At 68.1% G+C, this 12,151-nt stretch carries 5 protein-coding genes and 1 pseudogene; 5 read left to right on the top strand and 1 reads right to left on the bottom strand.

Translation table 11 applies throughout. The features are described 5' to 3' along the window. Positions 1-158 precede the first annotated feature (158 nt). Entirely contained in the window at positions 159-2,345 is a 2,187-nt protein-coding gene (locus ACCQ15_RS15505; RefSeq protein ID WP_014090786.1) for a RelA/SpoT family protein, read from the top strand. Between the two features lie 288 nt (positions 2,346-2,633). Then, positions 2,634-4,078, top strand: a pseudogene (locus tag ACCQ15_RS15500) (hypothetical protein). Between the two features lie 355 nt (positions 4,079-4,433). Here the strand turns inward: ACCQ15_RS15500 and ACCQ15_RS15495 are convergent. Then, complete coding sequence (locus ACCQ15_RS15495; RefSeq protein ID WP_372380754.1) at positions 4,434-6,518, bottom strand: glycosyltransferase; 2,085 nt, start codon at positions 6,516-6,518, stop codon at positions 4,434-4,436. Between the two features lie 237 nt (positions 6,519-6,755). Between ACCQ15_RS15495 and mrcB the strand changes: the two genes are divergently transcribed. The 3 genes from mrcB to yoaA all read left to right on the top strand — a co-directional run bounded on the left by mrcB (position 6,756) and on the right by yoaA (position 11,997). After that, positions 6,756-9,200, top strand: a complete 2,445-nt coding sequence (gene mrcB / locus ACCQ15_RS15490) for a penicillin-binding protein 1B (protein ID WP_372380753.1) — start codon at positions 6,756-6,758, stop codon at positions 9,198-9,200. A 13-nt stretch (positions 9,201-9,213) separates the two neighbouring features. Beyond that, positions 9,214-9,738 (top strand): hypothetical protein, encoded by a 525-nt coding sequence (locus ACCQ15_RS15485; RefSeq protein ID WP_008575203.1) that lies wholly within the window; start codon positions 9,214-9,216, stop codon positions 9,736-9,738. A gap of 270 nt (positions 9,739-10,008) precedes the next feature. Further along, positions 10,009-11,997, top strand: coding sequence for a DNA repair helicase YoaA (gene yoaA / locus ACCQ15_RS15480; protein ID WP_372380752.1), 1,989 nt, complete (start codon positions 10,009-10,011; stop codon positions 11,995-11,997). The last annotated feature ends 154 nt before the right edge of the window (positions 11,998-12,151 follow it).

Below are 12,151 nucleotides of genomic sequence, written 5' to 3'. Positions count from 1 at the left end.
CGCAGCGCCGTGCCGCTTTTCGCGCCCGGCGGTTACGAATCAAGACGTTGCGGGGTGAACCTGGCCTAAGCACGCGCGTCCTCCCGCACGGCGAGCGCCGCGGTAAAACGCGTTGTGGAGAAGGTGACGCGCACGTTACCGTAGTCGTCAGCCTCCCGTTGTTGCCCGCCGCCGTGTCCACCGCTGTGACCAGTTCCTCATTTGATCGTCTGCAGGCGCTGCTGCAGCGGCCTGCCGTGGCCTCGATCGCGCCGGCAGTGCGCGACGCGCTGGCGCAGGCCTGGCAGGACCTGCCGCCTACGCAGACCGATCGCGTGCCGTGGGCATTGCTCGGCGACACCCTGGATGCATTGGCGCTGCTGGCCGCCGACGAAGCCACCTTGATTGCGGCGTTGCTGTTCGACTTGCCTGCCTTGCGCGGCGCGATCGCGGGCCTGCCGTGGCAACCGGCGGAGCGGCGGGTGGCGGTGGAAGGCCTGTTGGACGGCCTGGATGCAGCCGATCAGGTCTGGGCGCTGCATGCCGGACGCGAGGCCGGGCGCAACAGCGAAGGGTTGCGGCGTCTGCTGCTTTCCATCATCCACGACCTGCGCGTGGTGCCGATCCTGCTGGCACGGCAGCTGGCGCGCATGCGCGTGGCCGATCGTCTGAGCGAAGATGAGCGCCGCGCGCTGGCCCAGCTCACGCGCGACATCCACGCGCCGCTGGCCAACCGGCTGGGCATCTGGCAGGTGAAGTGGGAGTTGGAGGACCTGGCATTCCGGCATCTGGAGCCGGAGACCTATCGCCGCATCGCCCGCGAAGTGGACGAAACCCGCGTGGCGCGCGAGCGCTACCTGGAAGCGGTCAAGCGCACCCTGTCGGCAGCGCTTGCCCAGCAGGGCCTGCGCGCAGAGGTGAGCGGACGGCCGAAGCACATCTACAGCATCTGGCGAAAGATGCAGAAGAAGCGGCTGTCGTTCGATCAGCTGTACGACATCCGCGCGGTGCGGGTAATGGTCGAGGACGTGGCGGCGTGCTATGCCGCGCTGGGGGCGGTGCATTCGTTGTGGGCGCCGGTGCCGAGCGAGTTCGACGATTACATCGCCCGGCCCAAGGCCAACGACTACCGCTCGTTGCATACCGCGGTGGTCGGCCCGGAAGGGCGCACGATCGAAATCCAGATCCGTACCTTCGAAATGCACGCCCAGGCCGAACTCGGCGTGGCTGCGCACTGGAAATACAAGGAAGGCGGCAAGGGCGGCGAAAAAGCGTTCGATCGCAAGATTTTGTGGATGCGCCAGCTGCTGGAGCAGGTGCAGGAGGGCGAGCATGGCGAACTGGCCGGCGCGCTGGATGCCGAGCTGATCGAAGACCGCGTGTATGCGCTCACCCCCAAGGGCGAGGTGATCGATCTGCCGCAAGGTGCCACGCCGCTGGATTTTGCGTATCACGTGCACACCATGGTCGGGCATCGCTGCCGTGGCGCACGCGTCAACGACCGCATCGTGCCGCTGACCTACCGGCTGCGCAGCGGCGACCGCGTGGAAATCATGACCGCCAAGGAAGCGGACCCGCGCCGCGATTGGCTGCTGGCCTCCAACGGCTTTCTGGCCAGCGGGCGCTCGCGCGACAAGGTACGCGCCTGGTTCCACAAGCTGGACCGCGCGCGCAATGTGCAGGCGGGCAAGGACTTGCTCGATCGCGAGCTCAAGCGCCTGGGCCTGCAGCATGCGGATCTGAGCGTGGCCGCGCGCAAATTCCACGCCGAAAACGTCGACGAGCTGTATATCCAGGTCGCCCTGGGCGATACCGGCCCGAACCAGGTCAGCCGTGCGTTGCTGGAAGCCGAACGTGCCGCGTCCCAGCCGGCGGTACCGGCGCCCCCGCGGCCGACCGCGCGGCGCGATGGATTGGGGAAATCCAAATTCACCGTCGAGGGAGTGGGCAATTTGCTGGTGCAGTTGGCGCGTTGCTGCCAGCCGGTGGCCGGCGAACCGATTGCCGGCTATCTCACCCGCGGTCGCGGCATCACCGTGCACCGCACCGACTGTGCGGCACTGGCGCGCCTGGCCGCCGCCCACCCGCAGCGCGTGTTGCCGGTGGAGTGGGGCAAGGCCGGCAGCGGCTACGAAGTGGATGTGCAGGTGCGCGCGGTGGACCGCCGCTGGCTGCTCAAGGACATCACCAACCTGATCGCCCAGGAAGACGCGCACGTGCTGGAAATCAACAGCGACAACGTGCGCGATACCGGCAGGGCGCAGCTACGGCTGCGCTTGAAGGTCAGCGATTACGACCAGCTGTCCGGCCTGCTCGGCAAGCTGGATGCGCTGCCCGGCGTGAGCGAGGTGCGGCGGCTGGGCTGAGGACGCCGCGCACCTGGCAAGAGCACGCGGTTGAAAACAGACAGCACATGAAAGAGGTGAGCTGTGCTTGCCTGACGATTCCCGATTCCCGATTCCCGATTCCCGATTCCCGATTCCCGATTCCCGAAGAGCCCACACCGCCTTCGCAGCCTCCACCGCTACCATAATGCGGTGAACGCGTCCCCGTCAGGTCGCGCCAAGGATGGACGCCACCGTATGTCTCCGCTCCCGCGCTGGGCCAGATCGCCCCGCCTCTGGGCGCCACTGCGCAGCCGTGCGCTCTGGCGCATGGTGTTGGCGCTGTGCGCCTGCTTGCTGCTCACCGTGATCGTGCTGCGCAAGCCGCTGGCCGATTGGCTGTGGCCGGACACGCGCATCCAGCAATTGTTGCAGCGGGGCGATGCGGCCCTGGCACGCGGCCAGCTCAGCGCCGCCAACGGCAACGGTGCGCGCGAACTGTTCGCCGCCGCGCTTGCACTGGACAGCGACCGTGGGGAAGCCCGTACCGGGCTGGCGCGGACCGGCGCTGCTGCGGTAGCGCAGGCGCGTGCAGCGGTTGCGGCAGGCGATGCCGCAGCAGCGCAGCGCGCGCTGGCGCTGGCCACCGCCCTGGAGACGCCGCAGGCGCAGATCGCCCCGGTTGCGGCGCGGCTGCGCGCGCGCTGCAGGCGCGTCGGGTGGGGCTGGATGCCTTGCTGGCGCAGGCCGCGCTCGCGCAGCAGCAGGGTCGCCTGGACGGCACGCCGGAGAGTGCGTTGCCGCTCTATCAACGCATCCTGACCCTGGCGCCCGACCGCACCGACGCACTGGAAGGCCGCGAGGACGCCCTGACCGATCTGTTGGCGCAGGCACGCCACGCACTGGCGCGCGATGCGCTCGGCGAGGCGTCGGCGTTGCTGGCCGCGGCCAAGCGTTACGACCCCGGGCATGTCGACATGCCGCTGACCGAAGGCCAGTACCACCGCCTGCTGGAACAGCGACGTCAGCGCGCGCAGGCCTTGCTGCGACGTGGCCGCCTGGCCCCGGCTGCGCGCGATTTCAACGCGGTGCTGGCCGCCGAACCGGACGATGCAATCGCCCAGCGCGGCCGCGATCAGGTCGCGGACGAGTACGCCGCACAGGCCAGCCGGCAGGCGGCGGATTTCCACTTCGACGATGCGCTGCAATCCCTGCGTCAGGCACAGCTCCTGGTGCCTGGCGCCGCATCGATCGTGCAGGCCGAGCAAGCGATTGCGCGCGCGCGCGACGCCCAGCGCGGCCCGGACGCGAGCCTGTCGCGGGGCACGCGCGAGCGCCGCCTGCGGGCATTGCTGCAGCGCGTTGCCGATGCCGAAGCGCAGCAACGCTGGATGACACCGCCTGGCGCCAGCGCCTATGACGCCGTGCGTGCCGCGCAGGCGCTGGCGCCACGCGATCCGCGTGTGCTGCAGGCCGCGGCGCGCGTGGTACCGGCCAGCCAACGTTGTTTCGAGGACGAACTGCGCAACAACCGCCTGCGCGCCGCGCGCGGGTGCCTGGATGCCTGGCAGGCGCTGACGCCCAATGCCGATGCATTGGCCGGTGCGCGACGCCGCCTTGCACAGCGCTGGGTGGCGGTCGGGAGCGAACGGCTGGGCCAGGAGGACGCAGCCTTCGCCCGCCGTGCGCAGGACGAGGCGCATCAGCTGGATCCGGGTTTGCCGGAACTTGCCGAATTCACGCGACGGGTCAAGGCGGTGGCCGAACAGCGGTGAGCAGTTGCTGGTGATGTGGGTAACGTGGAAGCCCGCCGAGCGTGTGTCGTCCCAAGGTCTCAGGCCCGTGTTGCATCAGGTACAGGCACAGTCCCACGCTCCAAGCCCCCCTATTTGCATCAGATGCAATGCGTGCTGCAGACGCAGGTGAACCAAGCTGTGCAGCCTTTCAACCGGTACGCGATCAAGCTGCGATGCACACTCCCTTCTCCACCGGGAGAAGATGCCGCGAGGGGCAGATGAGGGTGCGAGCGCAGCAGCGTGATGCGGCGCGAGCGGATCAATCGCCCATCATTGCGTGTACTGCGGCGTTTGGTGATGCAAACGATTCAGACGCCAATCCCTAGCCACCTGCTCACCCCGCAATGAACAACTCGCGCACCGTCGCCCGTGCTGCGTCCAGCGAAAAATGTTCGGCCACGTTGCGCAAGCCGTTGTCGGCCAGGCGTTGCCACAGTGCTGCGTCCTGATACAGCCGCACGATTGCAGCGGCGAAGGCGTCCGCATCGTCGGCGACGCACACATCCTCGCCGTCGCGCAAGTGCATGCCTTCCACCGCGCAGGTGGTGCCGACCACCGGCTGGCCGTGCGCCATGCTCAGATTGATCTTGCCTTTCACGCCCGCGCCAAAACGCAGCGGTGCCACTGCGATACGCGCACTGTCCATGAACGGAACCAGATCCGGGACATGACCATGCAACTGCACGCCGGGGCACTCATCGGCCAGCAATTTCAGGGCGTCAGGCAGGTCGGCACCGATGCAGTGGAAGAGCACCTCGGGCAGCTGCGCACGGACCTGCGGAAAGATGGCGCTGATGAACCATTGCACCGCATCCACATTCGGCGGATGACGAAAGCCGCCGACGAAGACCAGGTCGCGGCGTTGCGCAAAGCGATGGCCGCTGCCGGCGACTTCATGCAGGTTGGACAGCAGCGCGGTGCGGATGTGCGGCGCATCTGCGCGCAGTTGCGCCTGTTCTGCGGCCGACACCAGCACGGTGACATCGGTGGCCGCCATGATCTCCAGCTCGCGCAGGCGGGTGCGTTCTGCGCTGCGCAGCAGATTGGCATCGCGGGCCAGCTCGGCACCGCGGCGTTCGCGCAGGTAATGCAGGTCGACGGTGTCGAACAAGGTGCGCGCCTGAGGCGCGTATTGCCTGAGCAATGGCAGGCAGGCATGCGCCACGTGGTGGCGTACCAGCAGCACCACCGCAAACCGCGCACCATGGCTGCGCAGCCAGCTGCCGATGCCTTCGAGAAACGGCGCGTACCAGACTTCGACACCGAGTTGCTGCAATGCCTGGGTGTGGCGCCCGGCGTGTTCGCGGCGTGTCGGCACGAAGACGACATGCGCGCCTTCCTCGCGCAGCAGGCGGATCAGGTTGAACTGCCGCAGCGAGCCTGAGTCGCGGTCCGGCTGCGGCACGCACTCGTCCAGGATCAAGACCTGTCGCTGGTGGCGGTGCAGCAGCGCAGGCCCGGGCAGCACCGGCTGCTGAATTTGTTCGCTGAGTTGCGGTGACCATTTTTCAGCAAATTGCCTTTGATGCTCCGCAACCACTGATTCTTTCTTCGTGTCATGGGTTTGGTTATGCACCACTACGCTGGCCGGCTGCACCAGCACCTGATATCCGGCCGCGCGGACGGCAAACGCCAGATCGGTGTCTTCGTAATACGCCGGCATGTAGCGCCGGTCCAGCCCGCCCAGTGTCTGCAACAGCGCGCGCGGCAGCGCGATGGCCGCGCCCGAGCAGTAGTCCATCGCGCGGACATATGCATAGCGCGGGTCCTCGGACGATTCGAAGCGGCCGTAGCTCCAGGCGCTGCCATCGGCGAAGACCACGCCGCCGGATTCCTGCAGGCGCCCGTCCGGATACACCAGTTGCGCGCCGACCAGACCGGCGGCCGGATACCGGGCAAAGGTGTCGATCAACCGGTCCAGCCAGCCAGGTTGCGGAATGGTGTCATTGTTGAGCAGCACCACGAACTCGCCGCGCGCCAGCGCGATGCCGTCGTTGCAGGCCGCGATGAAACCGCCGTTGCTCGCACGCACGTGGTAGTGCAGGCCGGCGATCTGCGGCAACTGTTCAGCGGTGGCGTCGCTGCTGCCGTCGTCCACGACGATGATGTCCACACTCAGCAGCGGCGGATGCGCCGCCAGCGCGCGCAGGCAGGCCAGGGTGTGCGCAATGTGGTTGTAGACCGGAATCACCACCGTCACCCGCGGGGTCGCGCTGTGCGGCAGTGCGAACGCCGCAAATGGGGCGGCCTGCGGCAGCCACAGCGGCGTGCCCAGGGCGACCGGAGGCGCCTGTGTGTGTACGCGAATGCGCTGCCAGGTGGCGCGCCAGCCGCGCGTGCGCATGCTGGCCACGCTGCGGTGGATCAGGCCGAGGACGCGATTGAACAGATAGCGCGTATCGGCCAAAGACATCGACATTGCGTTGGAACTCCAGCGTGGTATGGCAGTGAACGGTGCGAGCAGCGCGCGGGTCGAGGCAATCGTTGCATCTGCCCGCGCAGTGTACGAACCATGCCTGCTGCTGCCGAGAACACGTCGCGCTTGGCGAAGCGGCGTCGGGCGTTTTGTTAGCCGCTCTTAACGGCCGACGGGGCCGGCAGGTCACAGCCATGACAGCGCTGCTAGACTCGCCGGACTCTACATTCTCGCATTCCTGTGCCCCGACGCCACGACAACGACGCTCCCGACGATTTCGAGGACGACACCAACGCGCAAGGCTCCCGCTGGCAACGCAGACTCATCGTCTGGGGATTTGCCGCGTTCGCGCTGGCGCTCGGTTTCCTGATTCCCTATACGATGTATCTCAACAAGCAGGTCACCCAGCGCTTTGGCGAACTGCGTTGGCAGATCCCGACCCGCGTATACGGCCGGCCGCTGGTGCTCGTGCCGGGCAACGCACTGGATGCGGCCACCCTGAAGACCGAGCTGGACGCGGCGTCGTACCGCGACGACGGTCAGGCGAAGCTGGCCGGCACCTACCAGCAGGACGGCAGCCGCTTCACCATCGCCAGCCGCGGCTACATCGATGTGGATGGACGCGTGTCGCCGCGCCGGGTCGAAGTCAGCCTGGCCGGTGGGCGCGTGGCCAGCCTGCGCGACGCCGGCGACCGCAAGGCGCTCAAAAGCGCACGCCTGGACCCGGCGCGCATTGCCACCCTGTACGGCCAGAAGCAGGAAGAGCGCCGCCTGGTGCGCATGGAAGAAGTGCCCGAGCTGCTGGTCACCGGCCTGCAGGCAGTGGAAGACCGCGACTTCAACAGCCACCACGGCATCGACTTGAGCGGCATGGTGCGCGCGGCCTGGATCATGGCGCGCTCCGGCGGCCAGGTCCGCCAGGGCGCCAGCACCCTGACCCAGCAGCTGGCCCGCAGCGGCCTGCTCGGCATCGGCAAGGAACAGACGCTCACGCGCAAGTTCAACGAGATCCTGTATGCGCTGATCATGGAGGCGCGCTACGACAAGCGCACCATCCTGGAGGCCTATCTCAACCAGGTCTATCTGGGCCAGCGCGGCGGCCAGGCGATCCACGGCGTGTCCTCGGGCGCAGAGCTGTGGTTCGGCCGCGAACTCAATTCGATGACCACCGAGCAGATCGCATTGTTGATCGGGCTGGTCAAGGGGCCCTCGTACTACGACCCGCGGCGTAACCCGGAACGCGCGCTGGACCGGCGCAATTTCGTGCTCGGCAAGCTGCACGAAAACAACCTGATCAACGACGCCGAATACAAGCGCGCACTGGCTGCGCCGTTGGGCGTGCCGACCGAGCCCGGCCTGGTCGCCGCCAACCGCTTCCCGGCGTATGTGGACCTGGTGCGACGCCAGCTGGCGCACGACTATCCGGAAGGCGTGCTGCAGGGCGCCGGCATGAGCGTGCTCACCGGCATGTCGCCGTCTGCGCAGGCGTATGCCGAAGGTGCAGTGACCGGCACCATCAAGCGGCTGGACAACAAGAAGCGACCGCCGCTGCAGGCGGGATTGGTGCTCACCGACGTGCACAACGGCGATGTGCTGGCCGTGGTCGGCAGCCGCGATGTGGCCAAGCCGGGTTTCAATCGTGCGGTGGAAGCGCAGCGGCAGGTGGGCTCGTTGCTCAAGCCGTTCGTCTACATGCTGGCCTTGGCCTCGCCGGACCGCTGGGCGCTGTCCAGCTGGGTCGACGACTCGCCGGTGACCGTGCAGCTCAGCCGCGGCAAGACCTGGTCGCCGGGCAATTCCGACAACCGCAGCCACGGCACGGTGCGCCTGGTCGATGCGCTGGCGCATTCCTACAACCAGGCCACGGTGCGGGTGGGCATGCAGGTCGGCGCGGACCGCATCGCGCAGCTGATCCAGGTCTTGGCCGGTATCAAGGCCGAGCCCAATCCGGCGCTGATCCTGGGTACCACCGACCAGAGCCCGTATGGCATGGCGCAGCTGTACCAATTCCTGGCAGCCGGCGGCGAGATCCAGCCACTGCATGCGGTGCGCGGTGTGCTCGACCCGCAAGGCAAGCTGCTCAAGCGCTACGACAAGACCCCGGCCCCGGCCCAGGAAGGCGACTCGGTGGCCGCCAACCTCATCAGCATCGGCCTGCAGCAGGTGGTCAGCGGCGGCACCGCGCGGCAGTTGCTGAGCGATGGCCTGGGGCGCCTGGCGTCGGCCGGCAAGACCGGCACCTCCAACGACGGTCGCGACAGCTGGTATGCCGGCTACACCGGCGACCATCTGGCGGTGATCTGGATGGGCAACGACCAGAACGCAGAGACCGGCCTGTATGGCGCCACCGGTGCGATGCGGGTGTGGTCGAGCATCTTTGCCCGCCTGCCGAGTGCGCCATTGAAGGTCAGTGGGAAAGGCCTGGATTGGCAGTGGGTGGACGCCAGCGGCACCGGCGTGACCGACCCGGGCTGCCCGGGCGCGCGCCAGTTCCCGTTCGTGGTCGGCTTCACACCGGCCTACGCGCCGTGCGCGGGCAATGCGCCGTCGATCGAAGCTGCGCCCGGCGAAGCGGCCGCTCCTGCCGAACAATCCAGCGGCGGCGGCTGGCGCCGCTTCTTCGGTCTGGAAAAGAAGCCCGAAGACCCTGCCGCCGCCCCCGCAGCGGCCCAACCCACGCGTTGATTGGAATGACCCCATGAACCGACTGCACCGTTTGCTCGCCCTGATCGGCGTCCTGGCCGCACTCACTGCCTGCATCAGCGCACCGCCCGCGCCGCCGCCGACCCCGGTGGACCCGACCACTCCGACCCAGCGGCTGTTGCTGATCGAACGCGAGGCCGGCGCAGACGACACCGAACTGTCGGTGCAGCCGCTGCGCGACCCGCAGGTGGATGACTTGCGCGACACCGCCAAGAGCAAACGCCAGGCCGGCGATCTGGCCGGCGCCGCTGCGGCCCTGGATCAGGCGCTGGGCCTGGTGTCGGGCGACCCGGCGATTCTGCAGGAACGTGCCGAAGTGTCCGTGCTGCAGGCCGACTGGCCGGCGGCCGAACGCTTCGCCAAGCAGGCGATCGACCTGGGGTCCAGGACCGGGCCGTTGTGCCGTCGGCATTGGGCGACCATCGAGCAGTCGCGTCTGGCGCGTGGCGAAAAGGAAAACGCGGCCTCTGCCAAGGCGCAGATTGCCGGTTGCACCGTGCCAGGCGTGAAGCGTTACTGAGGCCGGCGATCGGAGCGACTGCGCACGCCGCAAGGCGGGCGCGGTGGATGCCTGGTGTGGCCGTGTCGTCGCGCGCTTTGGATGCCCGAGCACGTCGCGGCCAAGCTGACGAGGTACTCCTGGCTGCGTGGTGCGGTTTCAGCAAGCACAGGCAGGGCGCCCGACGGTTGCTGGCGCAGCCGTAGGGATGTGCGCACAAGCCCAACCCAGGCAGCGTCATCGCGCACGCGCTAGGCTGTCGTGCTTCCTGCCCGCTTTTCGTTCGCTCCCATGTCCCAACTTGCCACTGCCAGCATCGAAGCGCTCAGCGAGGGCGGAGCGCTTGCGCGCCAGCTCGACGCGTTCGCGCCACGCGCTGCGCAGTTGCGGCTGACTGGAGCCATCGCCGAAGCGTTCGAACAACGCGATGTGCTGCTGGCAGAGGCCGGCACCGGCACCGGCAAGACTTACGCCTACCTGGTGCCGGCCTTGCTGTCCGGGCTCAAGACCATCGTCTCCACCGGCACGCGCGCGCTGCAGGATCAGCTGTTCCATCGCGACCTGCCGCGCGTGCGCGCAGCGCTGGGCGTGGGGCTGCGCAGTGCGTTGTTGAAGGGGCGCGCCAACTACCTGTGCAAGTACCGCACCCAGCAGGCGCGTGGCGAACCGCGCTTTGCCGCGCCCGAACAGGTCTCGCAGTTCCAGCGCATCGTGGCCTGGAGCGGGCGCACCCAGTTCGGCGACATGGCCGAGCTGGAAGCCTTGCCCGACGACTCGCCGCTGCTGCCGATGGTGACCTCCACCGTCGACAACTGCCTGGGCACCGACTGCCCGTTCTACGGCGAATGCTTCGTGGTGCAGGCGCGCCAGCGTGCCCAGGCGGCCGATCTGGTGGTGGTCAATCACCACCTGCTGCTGGCCGATCTGGCGCTCAAACAGGAAGGTTTCGGCGAAATCCTGCCCGGTGCGCAGGCCTTCGTCATCGACGAGGCACATCAGTTGCCGGAACTGGCGGCCAATTTCTTCGGCGAAAGTTTCGGCATGCGGCCATGGCAGGAGCTGGCGCGCGACTGCATGGTCGAAGCGCGCCTGGTGGCCGGCGCGCAGGCCAGCCTGCAGGCACCGATCCTGGCGCTGGACGAAGCCTTGCGCAGCCTGCGTGCCGGCATGGAAGGGCTGCCGCCGCGCGGCACGCAATGGCGTGCGCTGGCCAAGCCGCAGGTGCGCGAAGGGTTCGACGCCGTGCTGTCGTCGCTGGCACGGCTGGGTGAATCCCTGCTGCCGTTGCGTGAGGCCTCACCGGGTTTCGACGGCTGCACGGCACGTGCGCAGGAAGCGTTGAACCGCCTGTCGCGCTGGCTCGGCGAAGACCAGCCGGTGGCCGATTTCGCGCAGGACCCGCCGGAAGAGGTGGTCGACAACGATGTGCTCTGGTACGAACTCAGCCCGCGCGGCTTCCGTTGCCAGCGCACGCCGCTGGATGTGTCCGGCCCGCTGCGCGAACACCGCGAAAAATCGCAGGCGGCCTGGGTATTCACCTCGGCCACGCTGGCGGTGGGCGGCGAGTTCGACCACATCGCGCAGCGGCTGGGCTTGAGCGATCCGGTGACATTGCTGCAACCCAGCCCCTTCGATTGGGCACGCCAGGCCTTGTGCTACCTGCCGCCGAACCTGCCCGATCCGGCCGCACGCGGGTTCGGCACTGCCTTGATCGGCGCGCTGACGCCGGTGCTGGAAGCCTCCAACGGCCGTGCGTTCTTGCTGTTCGCCTCGCACCGCGCGCTGCGTGAAGCCGCCGAAGCCTTGCGCGGCGCGCCGTGGCCGTTGTTCGTGCAGGGCGAGGCGCCGCGCGCGACCTTGCTGCAGCGCTTCCGCGATTCCGGCAATGGCGTGCTGCTGGGCTCGGCCAGTTTCCGCGAGGGCGTGGACGTGGTGGGCGATGCCTTGAGCGTGGTCGTAATCGACAAGCTGCCATTCGCCGCACCCGACGACCCGGTGTTCGAAGCGCGCCTGGATGCGATCCGTCGCGAGGGTGGCAACCCATTCCGCGACGAGCAGTTGCCGCAGGCGGTGATCGCGCTCAAGCAGGGCGTGGGCCGGCTGATTCGCAGCGAAACCGACCGCGGCGTGCTGGTGCTGTGCGACCCACGGCTGGTGAACAAGAGCTACGGCCGCACCTTCATGAAATCGCTGCCGCCGTTTGCGCGCACGCATGCCATTGCCGATGTGCAGGCGTTTTTCGCGCCGGAACCGGAGGGCCGGGAGCGGGCACCCGGGTAGACGCGTGCGTACCGCTTCCGGCACCCGGGTGGGCGTCGTTGCCGGTTGGTTGGCGGGTGTGCAGCGGTTGTCATCCCAGGTCCGTGCCGGCCACTCGGATCGATCAGTTAAACTTTGCGCCCTCCCGGGTCCCCAGTCCCGGGTCCCCGGTCCC

Origin of the sequence: Xanthomonas sp. NCPPB 1754 (assembly GCF_041475725.2) — a bacterium.
In the GTDB taxonomy this organism is placed as follows: Bacteria; Pseudomonadota; Gammaproteobacteria; order Xanthomonadales; family Xanthomonadaceae; genus Xanthomonas; species Xanthomonas euvesicatoria.
The sequence above is the reverse complement of the archived record's forward strand: the minus strand, read 5'-3'. Positions and strand labels throughout refer to the sequence as shown.